The 21,091-nt window shown below is 64.0% G+C and carries 25 protein-coding genes and 1 pseudogene; 12 read left to right on the top strand and 14 right to left on the bottom strand.

Annotation, left to right across the window (positions count from 1 at the left end):
• Positions 1 to 26 precede the first annotated feature (26 nt).
• The gene (locus BRA1417_RS0121405) at positions 27 to 2,336 is read left to right on the top strand and encodes an NADP-dependent malic enzyme (protein ID WP_027517572.1); all 2,310 of its coding nucleotides are present in this window, start codon (positions 27 to 29) and stop codon (positions 2,334 to 2,336) included.
• 177 nt (positions 2,337 to 2,513) lie between these two features.
• Positions 2,514 to 2,966, top strand: coding sequence for a DoxX family protein (locus BRA1417_RS0121410; protein ID WP_007591884.1), 453 nt, complete (start codon positions 2,514 to 2,516; stop codon positions 2,964 to 2,966).
• Between the two features lie 11 nt (positions 2,967 to 2,977).
• Here the strand turns inward: BRA1417_RS0121410 and BRA1417_RS0121415 are convergent, their stop codons facing one another.
• The 4 genes from BRA1417_RS0121415 to BRA1417_RS0121430 all read right to left on the bottom strand — a co-directional run bounded on the left by BRA1417_RS0121415 (position 2,978) and on the right by BRA1417_RS0121430 (position 6,990).
• Positions 2,978 to 3,529 (bottom strand): dihydrofolate reductase, encoded by a 552-nt coding sequence (locus BRA1417_RS0121415; RefSeq protein ID WP_027517573.1) that lies wholly within the window; start codon positions 3,527 to 3,529, stop codon positions 2,978 to 2,980.
• A gap of 8 nt (positions 3,530 to 3,537) precedes the next feature.
• A complete protein-coding gene (locus tag BRA1417_RS0121420) occupies positions 3,538 to 4,563 on the bottom strand; it encodes a polysaccharide deacetylase family protein (RefSeq protein WP_027517574.1) in 1,026 nt (341 codons plus the stop codon).
• A gap of 166 nt (positions 4,564 to 4,729) precedes the next feature.
• The gene (locus BRA1417_RS0121425; protein WP_027517575.1) at positions 4,730 to 5,299 is read right to left on the bottom strand and encodes a glutathione peroxidase; all 570 of its coding nucleotides are present in this window, start codon (positions 5,297 to 5,299) and stop codon (positions 4,730 to 4,732) included.
• 92 nt (positions 5,300 to 5,391) lie between these two features.
• Positions 5,392 to 6,990: a L,D-transpeptidase family protein gene (locus tag BRA1417_RS0121430; RefSeq protein WP_027517576.1), complete on the bottom strand. Its 1,599-nt coding sequence runs from the start codon at positions 6,988 to 6,990 to the stop codon at positions 5,392 to 5,394.
• Between the two features lie 208 nt (positions 6,991 to 7,198).
• Between BRA1417_RS0121430 and BRA1417_RS0121435 the strand changes: the two genes are divergently transcribed.
• Positions 7,199 to 7,747 (top strand): CreA family protein, encoded by a 549-nt coding sequence (locus tag BRA1417_RS0121435; protein ID WP_027517577.1) that lies wholly within the window; start codon positions 7,199 to 7,201, stop codon positions 7,745 to 7,747.
• 32 nt (positions 7,748 to 7,779) lie between these two features.
• On the opposite strand, the gene BRA1417_RS0121440 is transcribed toward BRA1417_RS0121435, so the two are convergent.
• Positions 7,780 to 7,989 (bottom strand): hypothetical protein, encoded by a 210-nt coding sequence (locus tag BRA1417_RS0121440; RefSeq protein ID WP_027517578.1) that lies wholly within the window; start codon positions 7,987 to 7,989, stop codon positions 7,780 to 7,782.
• Positions 7,990 to 8,405: 416 nt separating this feature from the next.
• Between BRA1417_RS0121440 and BRA1417_RS44875 the strand changes: the two genes are divergently transcribed.
• Both BRA1417_RS44875 and BRA1417_RS0121450 read left to right on the top strand, forming a co-directional pair.
• A complete protein-coding gene (locus tag BRA1417_RS44875; RefSeq protein WP_198034845.1) occupies positions 8,406 to 8,570 on the top strand; it encodes a hypothetical protein in 165 nt (54 codons plus the stop codon).
• A 35-nt stretch (positions 8,571 to 8,605) separates the two neighbouring features.
• Positions 8,606 to 8,968, top strand: a complete 363-nt coding sequence (locus tag BRA1417_RS0121450; RefSeq protein ID WP_027517579.1) for a hypothetical protein — start codon at positions 8,606 to 8,608, stop codon at positions 8,966 to 8,968.
• Positions 8,969 to 8,971: 3 nt separating this feature from the next.
• Here BRA1417_RS0121450 and BRA1417_RS0121455 read toward each other — a convergent pair whose 3' ends face one another.
• Positions 8,972 to 9,220 carry a DUF6719 family protein gene (locus tag BRA1417_RS0121455; RefSeq protein WP_027517580.1) on the bottom strand — a complete coding sequence of 83 codons (249 nt, stop codon included), beginning with the start codon at positions 9,218 to 9,220 and terminating at the stop codon, positions 8,972 to 8,974.
• Between the two features lie 67 nt (positions 9,221 to 9,287).
• Positions 9,288 to 10,760 carry a PLP-dependent aminotransferase family protein gene (locus BRA1417_RS0121460; protein ID WP_027517581.1) on the bottom strand — a complete coding sequence of 491 codons (1,473 nt, stop codon included), beginning with the start codon at positions 10,758 to 10,760 and terminating at the stop codon, positions 9,288 to 9,290.
• Positions 10,761 to 10,834: 74 nt separating this feature from the next.
• On the opposite strand from BRA1417_RS0121460, the gene BRA1417_RS0121465 reads away from it, so the two are divergent.
• The 7 genes from BRA1417_RS0121465 (at position 10,835) to BRA1417_RS0121495 (ending at position 17,365) form a co-directional block, all read left to right on the top strand.
• A complete protein-coding gene (locus BRA1417_RS0121465) occupies positions 10,835 to 11,560 on the top strand; it encodes a pyridoxamine 5'-phosphate oxidase family protein (RefSeq protein WP_027517582.1) in 726 nt (241 codons plus the stop codon).
• A 54-nt stretch (positions 11,561 to 11,614) separates the two neighbouring features.
• Positions 11,615 to 12,892 carry an ArgE/DapE family deacylase gene (locus BRA1417_RS0121470; protein WP_027517583.1) on the top strand — a complete coding sequence of 426 codons (1,278 nt, stop codon included), beginning with the start codon at positions 11,615 to 11,617 and terminating at the stop codon, positions 12,890 to 12,892.
• 253 nt (positions 12,893 to 13,145) lie between these two features.
• Entirely contained in the window at positions 13,146 to 13,955 is an 810-nt protein-coding gene (locus tag BRA1417_RS0121475) for an alpha/beta hydrolase (RefSeq protein WP_027517584.1), read from the top strand.
• Positions 13,956 to 13,988: 33 nt separating this feature from the next.
• Positions 13,989 to 14,828, top strand: a complete 840-nt coding sequence (gene kynA, locus BRA1417_RS0121480; RefSeq protein WP_027517585.1) for a tryptophan 2,3-dioxygenase — start codon at positions 13,989 to 13,991, stop codon at positions 14,826 to 14,828.
• Positions 14,829 to 14,836: 8 nt separating this feature from the next.
• Positions 14,837 to 16,039 carry a kynureninase gene (kynU, locus tag BRA1417_RS0121485; protein WP_027517586.1) on the top strand — a complete coding sequence of 401 codons (1,203 nt, stop codon included), beginning with the start codon at positions 14,837 to 14,839 and terminating at the stop codon, positions 16,037 to 16,039.
• Positions 16,040 to 16,184: 145 nt separating this feature from the next.
• Positions 16,185 to 16,586 (top strand): PaaI family thioesterase, encoded by a 402-nt coding sequence (locus tag BRA1417_RS0121490; protein WP_027517587.1) that lies wholly within the window; start codon positions 16,185 to 16,187, stop codon positions 16,584 to 16,586.
• A 167-nt stretch (positions 16,587 to 16,753) separates the two neighbouring features.
• Positions 16,754 to 17,365, top strand: a complete 612-nt coding sequence (locus BRA1417_RS0121495; RefSeq protein WP_027517588.1) for a GNAT family N-acetyltransferase — start codon at positions 16,754 to 16,756, stop codon at positions 17,363 to 17,365.
• 80 nt (positions 17,366 to 17,445) lie between these two features.
• Here the strand turns inward: BRA1417_RS0121495 and BRA1417_RS0121500 are convergent, their stop codons facing one another.
• From BRA1417_RS0121500 to BRA1417_RS0121525, 7 genes and pseudogenes are all read right to left on the bottom strand, one after another.
• Positions 17,446 to 17,751 (bottom strand): hypothetical protein, encoded by a 306-nt coding sequence (locus BRA1417_RS0121500; RefSeq protein ID WP_007591844.1) that lies wholly within the window; start codon positions 17,749 to 17,751, stop codon positions 17,446 to 17,448.
• A gap of 95 nt (positions 17,752 to 17,846) precedes the next feature.
• Positions 17,847 to 18,533, bottom strand: coding sequence for a DUF2161 domain-containing phosphodiesterase (locus BRA1417_RS0121505; RefSeq protein WP_027517589.1), 687 nt, complete (start codon positions 18,531 to 18,533; stop codon positions 17,847 to 17,849).
• A gap of 189 nt (positions 18,534 to 18,722) precedes the next feature.
• Positions 18,723 to 18,978: pseudogene (locus BRA1417_RS45685) on the bottom strand (hypothetical protein).
• A complete protein-coding gene (locus BRA1417_RS0121510) occupies positions 18,975 to 19,118 on the bottom strand; it encodes a hypothetical protein (protein ID WP_245286256.1) in 144 nt (47 codons plus the stop codon). Before BRA1417_RS0121510 ends, BRA1417_RS45685 begins: the two are co-directional and overlap by 4 nt.
• A 107-nt stretch (positions 19,119 to 19,225) precedes the next feature.
• Positions 19,226 to 19,906: an SDR family oxidoreductase gene (locus BRA1417_RS0121515; protein ID WP_027517591.1), complete on the bottom strand. Its 681-nt coding sequence runs from the start codon at positions 19,904 to 19,906 to the stop codon at positions 19,226 to 19,228.
• Positions 19,907 to 19,946: 40 nt separating this feature from the next.
• Complete coding sequence (locus BRA1417_RS0121520; protein WP_027517592.1) at positions 19,947 to 20,690, bottom strand: tyrosine-protein phosphatase; 744 nt, start codon at positions 20,688 to 20,690, stop codon at positions 19,947 to 19,949.
• Between the two features lie 167 nt (positions 20,691 to 20,857).
• Positions 20,858 to 21,061: a DUF2735 domain-containing protein gene (locus tag BRA1417_RS0121525; protein WP_027517593.1), complete on the bottom strand. Its 204-nt coding sequence runs from the start codon at positions 21,059 to 21,061 to the stop codon at positions 20,858 to 20,860.
• Between the last annotated feature and the right edge of the window lie 30 nt (positions 21,062 to 21,091).

Raw genomic sequence — 21,091 nt, forward strand, 5'->3', positions numbered from 1 at the left:
GCCGGTAACGCGAGGCGAGACACCGCATGTCGTCTTATTCCGATGATCTCCACCAGGCGGCGCTCGCCTATCACCGTCTGCCGCGCCCCGGGAAGCTCGAGATTCAGGCGAGCAAGCCGCTCGCCAACCAGCGCGACCTCGCGCTGGCCTATTCGCCCGGCGTCGCCGCCGCCTGCCTGGAGATCGCCAAGAATCCGGCGGAAGCGGCGACGCTGACGATCCGCTCCAATCTGGTCGCCGTGGTTTCGAACGGCACCGCCGTGCTCGGCCTCGGCAATATCGGCCCGCTGGCCTCCAAGCCAGTGATGGAGGGCAAGGCGGTCCTGTTCAAGAAATTTGCCGGCATCGACGTGTTCGACATCGAGATCGCGGCCGACACCATCGAGCGCGTGGTCGAGACCGTGGCCGCGCTCGAGCCGACCTTCGGCGGCATCAATCTCGAGGACATCCGCGGACCGGAATGCTTCGAGATCGAGGCGCAGCTCAAGGAGCGCATGAAGATCCCGGTCTTCCACGACGACCAGCACGGTACCGCGATCATCGTTGCCGCCGCCGTCACCAACGCCCTGCGACTCAACGGCAAGAACCTGTCGGACGTCAAGATCGTGGCATCGGGGGCAGGGGCCGCAGCGGTCGCGACATTGAACCTGCTGGTGTCGATGGGCGCGCAGCGCAAGAACATCTGGGTCTGCGACATCGACGGCCTTGTTCACGAAGGCCGCAACACCACGATGGACCGTTGGAAGGCGGTCTATGCGCAGAAGACCGACAAGCGCACGCTCGCCGACGTCATCGGCGGCGCCGACATCTTCATCGGCCTCTCCGCACCGGGCGTGCTCAAGCCCGAGATGGCCAAGGCGATGGGCGACAAGCCGCTGATCATGGCGCTCGCCAATCCGACGCCGGAGATCATGCCGGAGGAGGCGCGCAAGGTGCGCCCCGACGCCATGATCTGCACCGGCCGCTCCGACTTTCCGAACCAGGTCAACAACGTCCTGTGCTTTCCCTTCATCTTCCGCGGCGCGCTCGACGTCGGCGCCAGCGCGATCAACGAGGAGATGAAGCTCGCCGCCGTCGAGGCCATCGCGCAGCTCGCGCGCGAGGCGCCGTCCGATGCGGTCGCGCAGGGCTTTGACACCGGCGAGACGCAAGGTTTCGGCCCGGGCTCGCTGATCCCGAGCCCGTTTGATCCGAGGTTGATCCTGCGCATCGCGCCGGCGGTGGCGAAGGCCGCGATGGAATCGGGCGTTGCGACCCGGCCCATCACCAATTTCGACGAGTACACCGCGTTGCTCGAGCGTTTCGCCTTCCGCTCCGGCCTCGTGATGAAGCCGATGTTCGCGAAGGCCAAGACCCAACCGGTGCGGGTGATCTACGCCGAAGGCGAGGACGAACGCGTGCTGCGCGCGACCCAGGTGGTGCTGGAAGAGAAGCTGGCGACGCCAATCCTGGTCGGACGTCCGTCGGTGGTCGAGGCGCGCATCAAGCGCTTCGGTCTGTCGATCAAGGCCGGCAAGGACTTCGACCTCGTCAATCCCGAGGACGATCCGCGCTACCGCTCCTACGTGCAGTCCTATGTCGAGGTCGCTGGCCGCCGCGGCGTCACGCCGGATGCGGCGCGCACGGTGGTGCGCACCAATAACACCGTCATCGCGGCGCTCGCCGTGGTGCGCGGAGAGGCGGACGCCATGCTCTGCGGCGTCGAGGGCCGCTACATGAGCCATCTGCGCCATGTCCGCGAGATCGTCGGGTTCACACCGGGGATCAGCGACTATGCGGCGCTGGCACTGCTGATCACGAGCAAGGGCGCCTTCTTCATCGCCGACACCCAGGTGCGGCCCAATCCGAGCGCCGAAGAGCTCGCCGAGATCGCCTCGCTCGCGGCGGTCCACGTCCAGCGCTTCAACATCAAGCCGAAGATCGCCTTCGTCTCGCATTCGGATTTCGGCAGCTACGACACGGAATCCTCGCGCAAGATGCGTCGGGCAACCCAGCTCCTGAAGGAGAAGCATCCGGAGCTCGAGGCCGACGGCGAGATGCAGGGCGACACCGCGCTCTCGGCCGCCGCGCGCAAAATGGTGCTGCCGCACTCCAACCTGGAGGGCGAGGCCAACATCATGATCATGCCTAGCCTCGACACCGCCAACGTCGCCTACCAGATGATCAAGTCGCTGGCGGACGCGCTGCCTGTCGGTCCGATCCTGATCGGCCCGGCGCGCCCGGCCCACATCCTCACCCCGTCGGTGACGGCGCGAGGCATCCTCAACATGACCGCGGTGGCTGTGGTGGAAGCGCAGGAGCGCGCGTCGCGGCAGCAGCCGACGTTGTTCACGTAGGCCGCTGCGTGGCCTTCCCTTCTCCCACAAGGAGAGAAGGTGCAGTGCCGGGGCACCAACTTTGAATTGCTCGCAGTTAGTCATTTCCGCGTTTGTAAACCGACGAATGTATCTTCATAATCGGGAGGTGCTTTCGCAAAAATCCGGTTTCAAAAAGCCTGAGCAAAGAGGCCGATCATGCCAGCGTTCGTGACTTTCGGGCGGATCCTGTTCGCCGTGCTGTTCATCTACACAGGTGCGGCAAGACTGTTTGCCATGCAGGCGACCGTTGATTTCATCGCCGCCAAGGTCGTGGTGCCCGACATGATCGCGCCTTACGCCAAGCAGATCGAGACGGCGACGGCCATGACCACGCCGCAACTGCTGGCCATCGCGGTGGGCGTGCTCGAGATCATCGCAGGCGTGATGATCGCGCTGAATTTCGGGGCGCGGTTCTTTGCGATGCTGATGATCATCTATGTCGCGGTCGCGACCTTCCTGTTCTACGACTTCTGGAACCAGGTGCCGCCTGACAACGGCAAGATGCTGGTCGACGCGCTCAAGAACCTGTCGATCATTGGCGCGCTGTTCATGATCATGGGCTACGGCCGAGCTACGCGTCCGGCCGAGGCGGCCTACGGGGACGTATAAAGGTCAAACCACTACGTCCTGCGCCACGGCGTGACGGTCACGTCATGCGCGGCGTCGAGCAGATAGGGCGCGCCCGGCTTCATCCCGTGTGAAGCCAGCACCTCCTGAGGCGTGCGCGCCGGGACTTCCACAAAACAGCCTTCGCCGCCGGGCAGCCGCAGATGCGGGGCTTCCGACAGCCAGAACGTATCGTAGCGATCCATGAACATGTCGAACACGACGGGGCCGCCGATGATTGCGACGGTGCCGGAAGCGACATCGGCGAACGCGCAGGCGTCCTCGAAGCTGGCGTGATCCGGATTCCACAAGGTCGCGTTCGGCATCTCGGGATCGACGGTCAGCGCCTTGATCTTGCGGGTCAGGATCAGGCGCTTGCGCTTGGGTGAATTCGGCTGCTGCTCGTGCGAGTGACGGCCGTGCACGATCAGCGCCGCGCGATCGAGCGCCTGCTCGAAGAACAGCTTGTCGCCTTCGAACTTAAGGCTGTCGGGCATGACATGGTCGGCGTCGGCGAGCATGCCGTCCGCGGAGACGATGACGTAGCCTTCGATGCGAAAGGACAATGGCGCGGCTATTCGGAGACCGTCGTCACGACGCTGTTGACTGGCCGGGTGCTCACCGTCGGCAGCTTAACGTCCTTGAGCAGCTCCTGGTCGTATTCCGGCAACGTCGAGGCCGGGAACTTGGCTCGCATCGCCACAACTTTGTAGCCGCCGGCCTTCAGGCGCTTGAGCAACTCGGGCAGGGCCTCCGCGGTGTGCTTCTGGAAATCGTGCATCAGGATGATGCCCTTGCCCTTGCTGTCCAGTTTCTTCATGACGGTTTCGACCACCTTCTCGGGCTTCGAGGCCTTGAAGTCGAAGGAGTCGATGTCGCAGGAGAAGATCGCCGTGTTGCGATTGCCGAGATAGGTGACCATCTCCGGCGGATGCTGGAGCGCCGGGAAGCGGAAGAACGGCGAGGGCGAAATGCCGCCGAGCGCCCATTTCACCGCGGAAAGACCCTTCTCGATCTCTTCCTTGCGCTGCGCTTCCGTGAGCTTCTTGTTGTTGAGGTTGGCGTGCGACCAGGTGTGGGTGCCCACGGTATGGCCGGCTGCGTAGACCTGCTTGAGGATCTCCGGCTCGTAGGTCGCGTGCTTGCCGATGGAAAAGAAGATGCCGGTGGTGCACTCGTCGGCGAGCGCCTTCAGCACCGCAGGCGTGTTCTTCGGCCAGGGGCCGTCGTCGAAGGTCAGCACCACCTCCTTGTCGCGCAGGAAGTCGAGCTCCTTGAAATGCTCGAAGCCGAAGCCGGGACCACCCGTGGTATCGATCTCGACGGTCCGGGCGACCCCGAGCGCGCCCGGCGTGTTGCAAGCTGCGCGCGCGGGCTGCGGAGCCTGTTTAGGCGGAGGAGGATTGACGAAGCCCGCCGGCGCGGCTGCTGCTGCAGGAGCGGGCGCCGGAGCCGCAGCGGGCGCAGCCGCAGCCGGTGTTGCCGCCGGTGCGGCCTGCGTCGCGACAGCGGGCTTTGCAGCCGGGGTCTGCGACCATGCCGCGCCCGTCATCGCCAGAGACATTGCGCTTGCTAAAATGAGTCCTGCCGCCACACGCATGGTGTTGTCCTCGAGATTGATCCCGTTGTTCCGCCGCGGCTTTTCGCCTCCGGCAAAACCATCCTGCCCCTAACGATCCTAGCCTAGATGGTGGGCCCTCGCCATTGCAACGGCTGTTTGGCGCGCCAGCCCAATTGTGCCCAACCGGGTTGTGGGACGTGCGCCGTCAAGTGTCGGCCAGCGCTTTGGCGACCGCCGTCTTGATCCGCGTGTCGGCCGGCTCGACCGTGGATGCAAAGACGTCAGCGATATAGCCGTCCCGCCCGATCAGATATTTGTGGAAGTTCCAGCGTGGAACATCCTTGGGGCGCGCCTCTGCGGCCCATTTGTAGAACGGATGCGCCTTCGCACCGACCACGACAGCCTTGGCCGCGATCGGGAAGGTAACGCCGTATTGGTGGTGGGCGGTCTCCGAGATCTCGCTGGTGCCGCCGGGCTCCTGTCCGCCGAAGTCGTTGGAGGGCACGCCAATGACGGTGAGGCCGCGTTCGCGAAACTCGCCCCAGATGTCTTGCAGGCCGGCATATTGCGGCGTGTAACCGCAGAGCGAAGCGGTGTTGACCACTAGCAGCGGTTTGCCGGTGAAGGCCGCAAGGCGGATGTCGTCGCCTGACAATGCCGGGAAAGAGAAGGCGTAGGCGGAGATTCGGCTCATGCCGCCATCCGCCAGTGCACGCGTCACCGGCGCCAGCGTGCCTGCAAAGGCGGCGATGAGCATCGTCCTGCGGTTCATCATGACGGCGTCCCCCGAAATGATCCGGGGCACATGTTACCCCGCCGCTGCGAGCGGCCTCGTCAACACCGCGTTATCTGTCGCGATAAAGCCCGCTAGTACAGGCGGACGATGAAATCGGTGCCTTCGCCAGTCTCGCCCTGGTTGATGCCCTGGTCGGAGACGATGATCGAGCCGCCTGACGTCAGCATTTCGTTGATCTTCGTGATCGTGTCGGCCGGGACCGAGATACGGTCGAGGGCTTCGGCCGGACTGTCCGGCGTGACCACAGGCTTGGCAGCGACGGGAATCACGGCTGCGCCACGCTGGTGGCCTGTCATGCGGCGATCATCCTCGCGCGCGGCAGAGCGGACGGACACCGGCAGGGACACCACCGACCAATGCAGCGCATTGGAATCGGCCTTGTCGACTTCGGCGGTAAAGACATGCGTGCCGAGCGGTCGATCGCTCGCGGCGATCGTGACAGGCACCTCGAACAGCGGCGCAAAGTTCTGCCGCACGTAGAGCTTGGAATCCTTGCGGCTGATGAAGACCGCGATCTGGCCCGCGCGCTTGGGCGCTTCAGGTTTCGCCACGGGCGCCGGATCGGCAACGCGGGCTTCGTCCTTCTTGACGTCGGGCGTGGCCGCCTGCGCGGCCGGTGCATCGGGCGTCTTCGCGGGTTCGGACTTGGCGGTTTCGGACTTTGTGGTTTCGGACTTCGGCGTCTCCGCGGCCTCGACAGGCTTCGCTTCAGTGTTCGCAGGCTGCGCGGCGTCTCCGGCCTCGGGCTTGGCCGGGTCCGCCGCCTCAGCGGTCTTGGTCTCGGGCTTTGCCGTGGTCTCGGTCTGGTCGGCCGAGGCCTCCTCGCGGACCGGGGCATATCCGGTCGTCACGTCCGACAGCACGGTGTGGCCGACCGACGAGCGCAGCTCGAGCACGCCGTCGGCGCTGGCAGTCTTCGTTTCAACCGGCTTTGCTTCGGTGGCCCCGGTATTGGCCGCGCCCTTGTCGGCCTTGTCGCCGGCATTGGTCTGCGGCTCGAGGCTGGCGGCGGGTTGCGGCGGCACCCGCACCGAGGCAAGCAGCGGATGTGAGAAGTTCTGCGGCGACATCTGGCCGGGCGAAACGATCACGCGCGCGCCCATCCTCGTCCAGTTCCACATCTTCACAGCGAACGCCATCGGCATGCGGATGCAGCCGTGCGAGGCCGGATAGCCCGGCAGCACACCGGCATGCATGGCAACGCCCGACCACGTGATCCGCTGCATGTACGGCATCGGCGCGCCGCTATAGATGTTGGAGTGGTGGAATTTGTGCTTCTGGATGACGCTGAACACACCCATCGGCGTCGAATGGCCCTTCATGCCAGTCGACACCGGGGATTCCGCGAACACGCCCTTGGTGTCGTAGACCGTGACTTTCTGCCGGTCGATCGAGACGACGATGACGAGGGGGCCTTGCGGTTTCGTGCCCGCTTCCTTTTCGGCAACGACGTCCTTCTTGACGGCCGCACCGCGCTTCTGCGGCTTCTGGCGCGGGACTTCGGGATGGCGCTCCTGGCGCCCGTACGACCCGTCGGAATAATCCGTCCAGTAATAAAACGCCGCGTCCGCCTGGCTCGCCGTGCCGATCGCACCCGCCGCCGTCAAAATGGCGACCTGCCAAAATCGCGCCGGCTTGGCAGAAAAACCAGACCCGTTCACGCTGTTCATCATCGAATCCATAATCCAAATCAGATGTTAGTCTCTCAGAGGGGATACGCGTTCACCAGCACGGCGGTTCTGCGATCAGCTACTTTTGTCCAAAGCGTAGCAAAAAAGCCTCACGGAGCGGTAAACGGCGGCCGTATCGGCTGGCAGGTCGTCTTCCTGATCGCTTGCCCTATGCCTACATTGCTGGGACTTGTTAGCGGAGAACTTCATGTCATCTCGTTTCCCCGGTCTTTCCAGCATCCGATTGAAAGGCCTCGCTTTATTCCTCCTGGCGCTGACCGTGCCGGCAGCGTCCGCCTCTGCCGCGGACGAGCCGGATCTGATCTTCCGCCGCTCGACCGTGTTCAAGTGGATGAGCCCAAACGACAAGCTTGCGACCTATGGCCTCGACGACCCCGAAGTCGAGGGCGTTGCCTGTCATTTCACGGTGCCGGAGAAGGGCGGCTTCAAGGGCTGGCTGGGCCTTGCCGAGGAGGTCTCGGACATTTCGCTCGCCTGCCGTCAGGTCGGCCCTATCAAGTTCAAGAACAAGATGGAGCAGGGCGACGACATGTTCCGCCAGCGCCGCTCGCTGTTCTTCAAGAAGATGCAGATCGTGCGCGGCTGTGACGCCAAGCGCAACGTGCTGGTCTACATGGTCTATTCGGACAGGCTGATCGAGGGTTCGCCGAAGAACTCGACCTCGACCGTGCCGATCATGCCGTGGGGACCGGCGGACGCAAACGTCCAGAAGTGCGGCGAGTTCTTCACTCAGTGACGCTCTTGCGTTCACTCAGTGAGGGTTTGCGTTCACTCGGTGATGTCAGCGCGGCTGGCGCGCGGTTTTGCAAGATGCGAGCCGGTCAGCCGCACGAATGATTGCGGCGTGGCCTCAAACCCACGGCTCGATTGCAGCGCCATTTCGCCAGGCGAATTGGCGCTGCTGCGAACAGCTCGTTGCTCCCGGCGGTCCGTTCGTTGGTCCGCATCGCGCGTCGTTGCGCGATTCTGCGCCGTCATGTTGGCCGTTCCTCACGTGAACGCGCTCGGCGATTTCCGGGCGTCTCGGTCTCGATAGCTTGGGTCGCCGTCGAAGCGCCCCCGGTTGACGGGGCCCAGCCTTCGTTCGGCTTCTCTTCAGCAGAAAAACGTAAAACGCATGTGAAGGGTGTGAGGCGGGATCATGACGGCGCCAGCATTCCGGCGCGCAGCCGAGCGCGCACGGAACCTGCCAAGCCACATTGGGCGGCCGCACGACCCATCTGAAAAGATTGAGATTTTCCGTCGAATATGTCGTCGCCCCGAGCGGGACGAAACAATTCTCACGGAGATGAAACCATTTTCCGGCTTTGGCGCATCACGCGCGAAACCGCCCATGGTTATCAACCTCACAACGACGACGGCGCACGCCGGCCACCGAATTCGGAGAGAACTCCATGCCCACGCTCAGCCTCATCCTTGCTTTCGGTTTTGTGCTCGCCGGCTCCTCGTTCGCAGGCTCGCCGGATGGCAATGTCCCCGGTATCGGCACTTTCCAGTATAGCGGTTCGCCGATCATGACCCCGGCGCCGCAGCCGATCGTGGTTGCCGCGCGCTTCTGATCGCCAACAAGAAAAATCATCCGATAAAGGCCATCATGCTTGTTCGTTTCTGCGCTGCGGCGTTCATATCCCTTCTGACGATCAGTGCCGTTCAGGCGCAGGTGCGCTCTCCCTCCAGATTACCCGATCCCCGTACTGAGTTCGTGAGGCAATGCGCGCCGCGCATGATCGGGCGGTGGGAGCATCCGGAAGAGGTTTGCGGCTGCCTGCACGATCATGCTGCCGCCGTCGTCGAGGATCGCGATCTCCGCGAGGCCCTGCTGCGCGGCATCAGCGAGACCGGGGTGCCGACGATCGAGACCGACTGGGTCCCGGCCGCAAAGCAGACCGAAATTGGCCCGACCTTCACCAAGATCGCCAAGCCGACCCTGCAATGTATGTTCGATCCGGCGAAATAGCGCTCATCGCTTTGATTTCGGACCAAACCGCGACACGCAGGTGCTCGTCCGTGCGACGCCCTTGTCGGTCATCTTGGCGCCGCGCACTTCCTTGACCTGTCCGGCGGGGCAGGTTCCGTCGTCCACTTGCACGCGCTGGCCGAGCTTGAGATCGACGATGTCCTGCTCGCGTCCGACCGTGCCTGCGCGCGCGGTTGCGGCGAGTGCGATGAAGATCAGGAGCGAGAGGCAAGTCGCGCGGCGTAGCAGCATGGTGTGAGCTCCCGGCATCGATGCCGCAATGTAGGGAGCGGCAGCCGATTCTGATAGTGAACGTTCGTCATGCCCGCCGGGCCGGCTTGCGCCTCGCACGCAAGGCCGCTCGCGATTCCCGCGCGAGCCGCTCGGCGGATGCGACGAGCTTCGGAACCGCGTGGCCGGAAAATCCCAGAACGAAACCGGGAAGAGGACGCGCGCGTGAATAGGTGTCGGCCAACAGCCAGCCTTCGGCGCCGGCGGCCCGCTTGGCGTCTGCCGCTACGGCCAGATCGACCGAGGGATCGAACCGGGCGACAAGATGCAGACCCTGTGATGGGACCGGCACCGACAGCACGCCGTCGGATGTGGCTTCGAGCGTCCCGGCCAACGCGTCGCGCGCCTCGCGATAAAGCTTGCGCACGCGCTTCAGGTTCGCCACGAACGCGCCGGAATTGAGCATGTCGGCCACCGCACCCTCCATCAGCGTGCCGGGAAAGCGGTCGAGTGCGGCCCGCGCGGCTGTGACATCCGCAATCAAGCGCTCGGGCAGGGCGCAATAGCCGATGCGCAGGCCCGGAAACAAGGTCTTGGCGAACGTGCCCATGTAGATCACGCGCTCGAGGTGATCGATCCCGGCCAGCGACATCAGCGGCGCGCCGTCGTAACGGAATTCGCTGTCGTAATCGTCTTCCAGCACGAAGGCGCCGGCCTGCCTGGCCCAGTCCAGCAGCTCGAGCCGCCGCGGCATCGACATCTGCACACCCAGCGGAAACTGGTGCGACGGCGTCACATAGGCTGCGCGCGCGGACGGCGCCGTTGCACGGCCTCTGGCGACACGCATGCCGTGCGCGTCGACGGGAACGGACACGGCACGATAGCCGCAATGCGCGATGGTTTTCCGCGCAGCGGGGTAGCCGGGGTCTTCGCACCAGACCTGGTCGTTGGGCTTCAGGATCGCGCTCAGCACGATGCGCAGCGCGTGCAGCGTGCCCGACGTCAGCATGATCTGATCGGGATCGCAGCGCAGGCCTCGCGCCGACAACAGATGATCGGCGATCGCCGCACGCAGCTCGCGGCTGCCGCGGGGATCGCCATAGTGCAGATGCTCCGCGCCGAAGGCGCGCATGCGACGGCCGACAAAGGCCCGGAAACGCTGCACGGCGCGCGCGTCGATATGGGTGCAGCCGAGTGAAAACGCGCCTTGCCCCGGCGTTTCGACGCTGATCTTCGGCCGCTTCGGCTCGGCCGCGCGGGCGGGGATGCGCGCGGCGACGAAGGTGCCGGAGCCGACGGTGGCGTCGGCAAAGCCGTCGGCAATCAGCCGCTCATAGGCGGTGACGACCGCATTGCGCCGAAAGCCGGTCTGTTTGGCCAGCGTGCGCGACGGCGGCAGCGGCTCGCCGGGTTTCACCAGGCCGCCGACGATCGTTTCGCGCAGTGCCTGATACAGCCGGTGCGCCGACGCGGCGCCAGCCGTGATGTGCGGGCCTGCGAGATCGAGCGGCAGCTCGGCCTTGGCGGGCGAGGGGACTGAATTGGTCGGAATTTTTCGCATGGAATTGGCACTATCGCAGACCAAATCCGCGGCTACAACTGCGCTGGAAGTGATCCAATCCGACAGGAGCGGCCGTGAGCCAGACCGAGAGCCCAAATTCCTATCCGACCTCCGCACGCAACCAGGTGAAGCGCCGTCACGATCGCGGCTTCTATGATCACGACACCGTTCATCGCATCCTGGATTCCTCGATGCTCTGCCACGTCTCCTACGCCATCGACGGCCAACCCTATTGCACGCCGACCTTCTTCTGGCGCGAAGGCACGAAGCTGTATTGGCACGGCTCGAGTGCCAGCCGCATGCTGCGCAACCAGACCCGGGGCGAGCGCGTGTGCCTGACGGTCGCCCATCTCGACAGCCTGGTGCTGGCGCGCTGCGGATTCAATCACTCAGCTGACTACCGCGCGGTGATGGCATTCGGCACCGCCTATCTCGTCACCGATCCCGAGGAGAAGGAGCGCGCGGTCATCGCGATGGTCGACCGCTTCTTCCCCGATCGCACCGCAAGCCTGCGGGCGAGCAACACGCAGGAGATCAAGGCGACCTCCTTTATCGCGATGGAGATCGAGGAAGCCTCCGCGAAAATCCGGGCCAAGGGTGTCGCCGACGACGACGAGGACTATGAATTGCCGATTTATGCCGAGCGCATCCCGGTGCGCACCGTGCTGGGCGCGCCGGAGCCTTGCCCGCGGCTGCTCGAAGGCGTGCGCCGGCCGGCGACACTGAATGGCTATTCGGAGGGCCGGCTGCTCGAAGATGCATTGCGGGATGCCTATTTTGCAGAGTACCCGAACGGCTGAAATCGGTTAGCTTGCGCTCCATCGATGATCTCAATGTCCGATTGGAGTTGCCTGATGAATGCCGAAACGCAGCAGAGGATTCTTGACGCCGTCGATGCCGGCTTCGAAGCCCAGCTCGCGACCACACGCGATTTCGTTGCGATCCCCTCGACCCGCGGGGCGGAGGGGCCGTGCCAGGACATGATCGGCGACCTCCTGCGCGCGCGCGGCTACGAAGTCGACGACTGGCACATCAATGTCGACGACCTCAAGGATCTGCGCGGCTTCGGACCCATCGAGCATGATTTTTCGAAGGCGCGCACCGTGGTCGGCACGTACCGGCCCAAAATCGAGGCGGGCAAATCGCTGATCCTCCAGGGCCATTGCGACGTCGTACCGGCCGGCCCGCTGGAACTGTGGGACACCCCGCCGTTCTCGCCCGTCATCAAGGACGGCAGGATGTTCGGTCGCGGTGCCTGCGACATGAAGTCGGGCACCATCGCAGCGCTCTCCGCGCTCGATGCGATCAAGGCCGCGGGCCTGAGGCCGACGGCGCGGATTCACTTCCAGTCCGTGATCGAGGAGGAGAGCACCGGGGTCGGCGCGCTCTCGACACTTCAACGCGGCTATCGTGCCGATGCTTGCTTCATTCCTGAGCCGACCGGCGGCAAGATGGTGCGCTCGCAGGTCGGCGTGATCTGGTTCCGCCTGCGCGTGAAGGGCCATCCGACCCATGTCGCCTTCGCCGGCTCCGGCGCGAACGCAATCATGGCGGCCTATCATTTGATCCAGGCGCTGCAAAAACTCGAGATCGAGTGGAACGAGCGCGCGAAAGCCGATCGTCACTTCAAGACGCTGAACCATCCCATCAACTTCAACCCCGGCATCATCAAGGGCGGCGACTGGGCCTCCAGCGTGCCGGCCTGGTGCGACGTCGATTGCCGGATTGCCGTGTTGCCGGGCTGGTCGATCGCCGATCACCAGAAGGAGATCATGGCCTGCGTTGCGGCTGCCGCGCGCAACCACCGCTTCCTCGCCAACAATCCCCCGGAAGTCGAATGGTCGGGCTTCTTGTCGGAAGGCTACGAGCTGACCGACGCCGCCGCGCCGGAAGCCGCGTTCGGCAGGGCCTTCAGCGCGGTCTATGGCGGCCAAATCGAAGACCTCGTCTTCACCGCGCTCACCGACACCCGCTTTTACGGCCTCAATCACGGCATCCCGAGCCTCTGCTTCGGCGCGAGCGGCGGCGAGATGCACGGCTTCAATGAATATGTCGATCTGGACTCCCTTAAGAAGACGACCAAGGCAATGGCGCTGTTCATCGCGGATTGGTGCGGGGTGGAGAAGGGGTAGGGGCCTTCCGCCGTCATTGCGAGGAGCCCTTGCGACGAAGCAATCCAGTCTGTCACCGCGGAGACAGTCTGGATTTGCTTCCGCGTTCGCTAAAGCTTCGGCAGACAAGTCGCTGCGCTCGCAATGACGGGGATTGCCCAATCCACCGGCGTTCCAAAATCCTTTAAGCTTAAAAGAAAGACTAGGATGCCGCCCGCGGCGGTGGCAGACTGGCGCCAGATCCAGAAGGCCTTGAGTCCGTCGAGGAAGCACGATGCGCGATTGGGATGACGCTTACGCCAATTCGGCCCATATCCCAGGCTCGGACAAGATACCGGCGCTGTGGGCGGAGCGGGCGGCGGCTTATCGCGCCCGGCTTAAGGAGTTTCGCGCTGACATCGCCTATGGCGCCGGCGAGCGCCAGCGGCTCGACCTCGTCCTGCCCGACGGCGACAGCAAGGGCCTCGTCGTGTTCGTCCACGGCGGCTATTGGATGCGCTTCGACAAATCGGCATGGACTGATCTCGCCGAAGGCGCGCGTCGTCATGGCTGGACCGTGGCACTGCCAAGCTACACGCTGACGCCGGCCGCGCGCATCTCCGACATTACGGCAGAAATCACCACGGCGACCGCCAAGGCGGCCTCGCTCGTCGCGGGTCCGATCCGGCTCGCCGGCCATTCCGCGGGCGGGCATCTCGTTACGCGCATGCTGTGCGACGACAGCCGGCTGGAGCCCGCCGTCTACAACCGCATCGCCGGCACGCTTTCGATCAGCGGCCTGCATGATCTGCGTCCGCTGCTCAAGACCAGGATGAACGACACCCTGCGCATGACGATGGAGGAGGCGACGCTGGAAAGCGCGGCGCTGCATCTGCCGCGCGGGCCTTCGCCCGTGACCGCCTGGGTCGGTGGCAACGAGCGGCCCGAATTCATCCGCCAGTCCGATCTGATGGCCAATGTCTGGACTGGATTCGACGTGCCGACTCGTCTTGTCGTCGATCCCGGGCTGAACCATTTCACCGTGATCGACGCCCTCAAGGACCCGTCGTCGCCAATCACCGCGCGCCTGATCGGCCTCGACTGACGGGGCCTCAAGGATCGATTGAAAGGGCCTGCCATGACGTCCAGCCAATACGATCCCGCAAGCGAAGGCGCCGAGACCGATTTCGCCCGGCGCATGTCCTACGGAAGCTATCTGGCGCTGGACGCGATCCTCGGCGCGCAGCATCCGCTGTCGGAAGCGCATGACGAGATGCTGTTCATCATCCAGCATCAGACCACCGAACTGTGGATGCGGCTCGCCATCCACGAGCTCAGCGCCGCACGCCGTTCGATCGCGAAGGACGAGGTGCAGCCTGCAATGAAGATGCTGGCACGGATGTCGCGCATCTTCGAGCAGCTCAACGGCGCCTGGGACGTGCTGCGCACCATGACGCCCAGCGAGTATACGCGCTTCCGCTCGCAGCTTGGCCAGTCCTCAGGCTTCCAGTCGCGGCAATACCGACAGATCGAATTCCTGCTCGGCAACCGCAACCACGCCATGCTCAAGCCGCACGCGCACGATCTGGAAACCACGCAGTTGCTCGAAGCCGAGCTCGCGACGCCAAGCCTCTATGACGAGGTGCTGCGGCTCGCCGACCGCAACGGGCTCAAGATGCCTGCGGCGGTGCTGGCGCGCGATGTTCGCGAGACTCATAGCTTCAACGAAGGTGTGCTGCAGGCCTGGCGTATTGTCTACGAGGCGCCGGAAACGCACTGGATGCTCTACGAGCTTGCCGAGAAGCTGGTCGATTTCGAAGATTATTTCCGGCGCTGGCGCTTCAACCATGTGACGACCGTCGAGCGTGTCATCGGCTTCAAGCGCGGCACCGGAGGCACCGGCGGCGTCAGCTATCTCAAGCGTATGCTGGAGGTCGAGCTGTTTCCTGAACTCTGGCGCGTGCGCACGATCCTGTAGAGATTTTCATGACCACGCTTCGCGTCTACGACGACACCAAAGCGCTGTTCCATATGCAGGACGGTGTGATCTATCTCGACGGCAATTCGCTCGGCGCGTTGCCGCTTGGTGTCGCCGAGCGCGTCAGCCGCGTCATCACCGCCGAGTGGGGTGATGAGTTGATCCGCGCATGGAATACGGCGGGCTGGTATGCCCAACCGCGCCACGTCGGCGATCGCATCGCGCGGCTGATCAGTGCGGAAGCCGGCTCCGTCATGGTCGGAGATACGCTGTCGCTCAAGGTCTATCAGGCGCTCGCCGCCGCGCTCGACATGAACGCATCGCGCAGGGTCGTCCTGTCGGACACCGGCAACTTTCCGACCGACCTCTACATGGCCGAAGGACTGATCGCGACTCTTGGCCGTGGGCATCAACTGCGCCTGGTGGCGCCGGAGGAGATCGAGGCTTCGTTGTCGGAGGAGATCGCGGTGCTCTACATCACCGAGGTCGATTACCGCACCGGACGACGCCACGACATGGCGGAGCTGACCGCAAGAGCGCATGCGCTCGGCATCGTTACGGTCTGGGACCTCGCGCATTCGGCCGGCGCGCTACCGGTTGACCTTGCAGGCACCGGCGCTGACTTCGCCGCCGGATGCACCTACAAATACATCAATGCCGGCCCCGGCGCGCCGGCCTTTCTCTACGTCGCGCCGCGCCACGCCGACAGCGTGCGCGCCGCTTTGTCGGGGTGGATGGGGCACGCAAAGCCGTTCGCGTTTGAGCTTGCCTATGCGGCCGCCGGCGGCGTCGAGCGCATGCGCGTCGGAACGCCACCGGTGCTGGCGATGGCGGCGTTGGAGGCCTCGCTCGACATCTGGGATCGCGTCGATATCGGGGAAGTCCGCGCGCGTTCGCTGGCGCTCGGCGATCTCCTGATTGCCGAGGTCGAACGCCGCTGTCCCTCCTTGAAGCTCGTCACCCCGCGCGCTCATCAGCGTCGCGGCTCGCAAGTCTCCTTCGCCTTCGCAGGCGGCTACGCTGCGATGCAGGCCCTCATCGCCCGCGGCGTCATCGGCGATTTCCGCGCGCCTGACATCATGCGATTTGGCATCGCGCCGCTGTATATCGGCGAGAGCGAGATCATGCGGGCGGCCGAGATCATGGAAGAGGTGATCGCGGGTGAGATTTGGCGGCGGCCAGAGTATCAGGTGGTGAATGCGGTGACGTGAGGGGGCCCGTGCCCCGGACGCAGCGCAGCGCCTCTCGGCGATGCGCTGCAGAGCCGAATGTCACGGCGGCGATTACCTCGGACGTCATTGCTTTGCCACGCGGAGCAATTCACCCTGTGAGCAGAATGATTTGGGAGGAGATCCGATGACGCCGCTCGAGACACTTAAAGCGATGAAGATGCCGTTTGCCGAACTCAAGGGCGTCGAGTTCGTCGAGGCCGGGAACGATCGCGTGGTGGCACGGATGACGGTCAGGCCCGATCTCTGCACGCTTCATCACACCATCCACGGCGGCGCGGTGATGGCGCTGGCCGATTCCGTCGGCGCGGCGGCCACCGTGATCAATCTGCCGGAGGACGCCAAGGGCACGACTACGCTTGAGAGCAAGACCAACTTTATCGGCGGCGCCAAGGAGGGAACCACGGTGATCGCGACCGCCACCCCAGTCCACAGAGGCCGGCGGACCCAAGTCTGGACCACCCGGCTGGAGACCGAGGACGGCAAACTGGTCGCCGTGGTGACGCAGACCCAGCTGGTCCTCGTATGAATACGGGGCTTGATTTTGTTAACGAATTAGTCGCCTCCAATGCCCGAAACTTTGGCAGGTTCCCGTCTTGAAAAGTTTGTTGCGATGCACAATATTGGAGGCCTAGGGATTCGAACGCCTCCTCGAGGGACACCAAGAGGAGTTTTGACTTGTCACTCGCAGCAGATTTGGAACTTGAAGTAACCAGCCGCGCGAAGTCCGTTCAGGGCTACGTGCGCACCTTGAGCCAGCAGGAAGAATTGCCGCTTTTGCGCGATCATCTGCTGAGGCTCGATGCCGAAAGCCGGCACGACCGCTTCAACGGTTTTCTTGACGACAGTTTTATCGAGCGTTACGCCGCGCGCTGTGCCGAGGACGGCACCGTGATCGTCGCCTATATCGTCGACGGCGTGGTCCGCGGTGCAGCCGAGCTGCATCCGCCCGAGGGCGATTCGCTGCCCGAGGTCGCCTTCAGCGTGGAAGCCTCGGCGCGGCGCCAGAACGTCGGCACCGTGCTGTTCAGCCGGCTGATCGCGGAAGCGCGCTGGAAAGGCTACAAGCGCCTGCGCATCACCACCGGCGCCGAGAATCACGCGATGCGGGCGCTCGCCAGGAAGTTCGGCGCGCATCTGCAATTCCGTCATGGCGAATCGACCGGTACGATCGATCTCGCCAAGGCGCCTGAGGACGAGCTCGCTGATCTCGCGGCCTCGCCATTCGCGGCGGGCCGCGCTCTTATCAGCTTCAACTCGACCTGCTGGAAGATCATTTCCAGCATCTATGGCAATCGCGCCGCCTGACCTAAAAGCCGACTGGAATCAAAAAAGCGGACCGGCAAAACCGGTCCGCTTTTGTATTGGATATAGGGGGAACTAAGCGCTCAGGTGCCAGTGCGCTTGTCGTTGCCGAAGCGGCGCACGACACGGCGTTCGACAACTACCGAACGCTGCGCCCCCTGTTCGCCGGCGATCACGCGGGTCGAGGTGATGCGGCTGTTGGTGCGAACCTGTTTCTTGACCTCGGCCTGGACGACATCAAGCGGCATGCCCATCAGGGCTGCGGCGATCTCGGCCTGCTGCTCCTGATCGTCGGTGATGCCGACGGCGGCGAAGATCGCCTCGTCCAGGGTCGGCGGATCGTGGCGCACGCGCCGCGTGCCATATTTGGTATTCCAATCTGCGTTCATAACGGCCTCGTTTCGATGCCGGGATACCTAGTGCCGTCTATGTTGCATTGCAATATGAAATCGGTGTGGCATCTCAGCTATGCACCGGTTGGGTGTCAGGGTGGTGACGCGACACCGGCAACATCCGCAACTCGCTCTTGTGGCCAGCGTTTCAGCGCCGCGTGGCCCGCTTCCGTCAGCCCGTAGATTCCCCGCTCGGTGCGTTCGAACCAGCCATACACATTGTTAAGCATGATCTTGCCGGCATCGGGACAGCGTTGGCGCAATTCGTTCACCCGCCGTGGGCCCGCCGCGAGCTCCGAGGCGCAGGCCAGCGCCTGCTGCCGATAGGCCGTCATGATCGGCGCGCGCGTGCTGCCGCCCAGCACCGGATCGCCCTGGCGGCGCTGATGCTCTGCGACGAGGCGCGAGCGGACCTTCGGCTCGCGGCGTGGGGCGGCCGTCGGCGGCTTCACCAGCACCTCGACCTGACCGCGGTCGGTCACCCCGAGCATGCCGAAGCCGAGGCGGCGACAGAGATTGCGATAGCGTGCGTCGGTCTCGCGTCCCTTGCCGCGCACTGACATCTTTGCTGCGATCCAGACCTCGTCGCCGGCCGGTGCGCGATCGACGGCCTGAAGGATCAGCTCGAGATTGAAGCTCAGCTTGAGCTCGCCGATCACGACTACCGGCGGATCACCGGCGCTGAGGCCCACGAGATCGCAGCCGCCGATCTCGCCCTTGACCATGAAGCCGAGCTCTTCGAGGAAGCGTTTGACAGGCAAATAGAGCGTGGTTTCCAAAGGAAGCTTCCGAGTGTCACGTCCGATCGGAGAATCAGTTGCGGCAGTTTAGCCCGGAACGGGCTTGGGGCTCCGCGCCATTTGATCGGGAACAGATGATCCGGCTGTTGGCGAGAACATCGCACTCACCGGCAAGAAGAGCATCCGTTTCAAGGGCAATCTCCGGCTTTTGGTGCCGGATTGACGCCTTTAGCCTATGAGACGGTCGTAGTCTGCGTGTGAGCCGATCCAGAACCAGACGCAGGCGCCATCAGACTCGATAGCCAGGGCGCGATAAACGTAGGCCGACTCTGGCGGACCAAAATCGTCCGACCCGTTTGAACTGAAGCGAGGGATGAGTGGGGTCGTTCTTCAGCAGCTTGAAATTGGCATCGGCGAGCCGCCGAACATTGACGGGCAATGCCTCATAAGCCTTCCAGAATCTCGCTGAAGCCGTGTGCTTCACAAGTCGCGCGTTTGGGCGGCGCGATAATCGCTCAGCGCTTCCTCGGCAAATTGATCGAGCTTACCCGCCTTGATGTCTTGCTCCAGCACATGATCGAAGCGTTCCGCATCGAACTGCTCGAACCAGGCGCGAAACCGCACCAATTCGTCAGGCGTAAGCCGTTCGATCGCTCGTTCGATATCTTCAGTTGTCATTGTTCAAATATAGCAGCCGGATGGGCTCGGGAAAAGATGCGTGGCCACCAACCCTACAGCCGCCCGCCGACCGGGATCAGCGCGCCGGTGACGCCGCTGGCGGCATCGCTGGCGAGGAACAGAATGACCTCCGCAAGCTCCTGCGGTGTCACCCATTTGGCGAAGTCGGCTTTCGGCATGTCGGCGCGGTTCGCGTTGGTGTCGATGATCGAGGGCAGCACCGCGTTCACGGTCACCTTGCCTTTCCACTCGCTCGCCAGCGCCTCGGTGAGCCGGTGGACGCCGGCTTTCGACGCCGCATAGGGGCCCATGCCGGAGCCGGCCTGAAGCGCGCCCATGGCGCCGATATTGACGATGCGGCCGGCTGTGGACGCAGCCAGATGGGCTAGCGCCGCTTGCGAGGCGTTGAGCGCCGTCAGCAGGTTAAGCGCATGCATGCGTTGCCATGTCTTGACGTCGCCGTCGCCCACGGTCTCGGAGGCGAAGCCGCCGGCGATGTTGATCAACACGTCGACCTTGCCAAAGTGTCTTGCCGCCGCCTCGACTGCCGTCTTTGCTTGTGCTGCGTCGGACAGATCGACGCCGCCGATCTCGATGCGCTCAGGCGTCGCGGAGATTTGCGATGGCGCATGGTCGATGCCGGCCACGCGCGCGCCGCGCGACTGCGCGATCTCGGCGACGATTTTTCCAAGTGCGCCGAGTGCTCCGGTCACGATCAGAACCTTGCCTTGCATCGTTGTTCTCCGGGTACGGCCACTCAAGATCTACGGCCGCTTACGGTTGCAGATAGCGCGCCTTCAGCGCGGTCCGCTCCGCTGTGCCGAGCTTGAGACCGTCGCGCAAGTAGGTTTCGAGATCGCCATACTCGCTACCGACGGCTCCGAAAGCAGCGGCAAGATACGAGGCCTCGACGGTGCCGATCGCGTCGAGAACGTCGGCAGGAAGATCGGAGATGTTTGATGCGTCACGCTTGTAGTGCCGGTTGGTCAAGAGGTAGTCCTCGGCAATGACGTGGTCGGCTACACCGAGCGCATGCAGGATCAGCGCGCTGGCAAAGCCGGTACGGTCCTTGCCGGCGGTGCAGTGAATGACGAGCGGCGCGCGGTCCTCAAGGAGATGCCCGAACAGATTGCGAAAACTGGCCGTGTTGTGGCCGACATAGTTGCGATAGGAGTCGCGCATGAGTTCGAGCGCGACCGGCGCGGTCAGCCTGCCCCTGGAGAGCTCGGCGCGGAGCGCAGCCACGACCGTCGGCTCGATCGGCAGCGAATGCACGGCGATCTCGTTGACCACGCAGACGCCCGCCGCGCGCTCCTCGATGCCGCGAAAATCGAAGGCGCTGCGCACGCCCAGCGCGCGGACGATCTCGACATCGGCAGCAGTGAGCTGGCCAAGATGGTTGGAGCGGAAAATGTGCCGCCAGCGCGTGCTCCGGCCATCTGCGGTCGGATAGCCGCCGAGGTCGCGAAAATTGCTGGCGCCTTGCAGGGCGAGATGGCGGGCAGGGGAGTCGTTCATGAGGTGTCTTGTCAGGCATCTGAAGCGGTCGGTAACCGCCTGTGCGACCATATGATCCCGCAATCAAGTCCGGAATCAAAAAGGGCCGAAACACCGTTGTTTCGACCCTTTTTCGAACTGACGCCGGGCATTGAGAGAGCGCGGCGGTATTGAACCGAACGCAGGCATCAGCGATCCCATTTCGGCTTGGCTTCATCGACCGCTTCCTGATGGTACCAGCTGCCGCTGCAAATCGTCTCGTTCGCGGGGAGCGAGGCGTGGCTGGCGGGCAGGCGGGTCTCACCGTTGCGGCGCCCCCCGAGAGCCGAGCGGCCCCCGACAGGGAATTGGTAGATCTGTGCAGATCCGTGACTCAGTCCATTGTTCATCATTGCGGTATCTCCCGAGATCGCAGCGCTGGG

This window comes from Bradyrhizobium sp. WSM1417, assembly GCF_000515415.1.
GTDB lineage: Bacteria > Pseudomonadota > Alphaproteobacteria > Rhizobiales > Xanthobacteraceae > Bradyrhizobium.

Bases quoted from the DNA above. Each gene is read 5' to 3' on its own strand.
- BRA1417_RS0121450 (WP_027517579.1), top strand. From the start codon at position 8,606: ATGCTTGTTCGTTTCTGCGCTGCGGCGTTCATATCCCTTCTGACGATC.
- BRA1417_RS0121525 (WP_027517593.1), bottom strand. From the start codon at position 21,061: ATGATGAACAATGGACTGAGTCACGGATCTGCACAGATCTACCAATTC.
- BRA1417_RS0121490 (WP_027517587.1), top strand. From the start codon at position 16,185: ATGACGCCGCTCGAGACACTTAAAGCGATGAAGATGCCGTTTGCCGAA.
- BRA1417_RS0121440 (WP_027517578.1), bottom strand. From the start codon at position 7,989: ATGACGGCGCAGAATCGCGCAACGACGCGCGATGCGGACCAACGAACG.
- BRA1417_RS0121500 (WP_007591844.1), bottom strand. From the start codon at position 17,751: ATGAACGCAGATTGGAATACCAAATATGGCACGCGGCGCGTGCGCCAC.
- BRA1417_RS0121520 (WP_027517592.1), bottom strand. From the start codon at position 20,690: ATGAACGACTCCCCTGCCCGCCATCTCGCCCTGCAAGGCGCCAGCAAT.
- BRA1417_RS0121435 (WP_027517577.1), top strand. From the start codon at position 7,199: ATGTCATCTCGTTTCCCCGGTCTTTCCAGCATCCGATTGAAAGGCCTC.
- BRA1417_RS0121420 (WP_027517574.1), bottom strand. From the start codon at position 4,563: ATGCGTGTGGCGGCAGGACTCATTTTAGCAAGCGCAATGTCTCTGGCG.
- kynU (WP_027517586.1), top strand. From the start codon at position 14,837: ATGACCACGCTTCGCGTCTACGACGACACCAAAGCGCTGTTCCATATG.
- kynA (WP_027517585.1), top strand. From the start codon at position 13,989: ATGACGTCCAGCCAATACGATCCCGCAAGCGAAGGCGCCGAGACCGAT.
- BRA1417_RS0121470 (WP_027517583.1), top strand. From the start codon at position 11,615: ATGAATGCCGAAACGCAGCAGAGGATTCTTGACGCCGTCGATGCCGGC.
- BRA1417_RS0121475 (WP_027517584.1), top strand. From the start codon at position 13,146: ATGCGCGATTGGGATGACGCTTACGCCAATTCGGCCCATATCCCAGGC.
- BRA1417_RS0121425 (WP_027517575.1), bottom strand. From the start codon at position 5,299: ATGATGAACCGCAGGACGATGCTCATCGCCGCCTTTGCAGGCACGCTG.
- BRA1417_RS0121430 (WP_027517576.1), bottom strand. From the start codon at position 6,990: ATGAACAGCGTGAACGGGTCTGGTTTTTCTGCCAAGCCGGCGCGATTT.
- BRA1417_RS44875 (WP_198034845.1), top strand. From the start codon at position 8,406: ATGCCCACGCTCAGCCTCATCCTTGCTTTCGGTTTTGTGCTCGCCGGC.
- BRA1417_RS0121405 (WP_027517572.1), top strand. From the start codon at position 27: ATGTCGTCTTATTCCGATGATCTCCACCAGGCGGCGCTCGCCTATCAC.
- BRA1417_RS0121410 (WP_007591884.1), top strand. From the start codon at position 2,514: ATGCCAGCGTTCGTGACTTTCGGGCGGATCCTGTTCGCCGTGCTGTTC.
- BRA1417_RS0121515 (WP_027517591.1), bottom strand. From the start codon at position 19,906: ATGCAAGGCAAGGTTCTGATCGTGACCGGAGCACTCGGCGCACTTGGA.
- BRA1417_RS0121455 (WP_027517580.1), bottom strand. From the start codon at position 9,220: ATGCTGCTACGCCGCGCGACTTGCCTCTCGCTCCTGATCTTCATCGCA.
- BRA1417_RS0121460 (WP_027517581.1), bottom strand. From the start codon at position 10,760: ATGCGAAAAATTCCGACCAATTCAGTCCCCTCGCCCGCCAAGGCCGAG.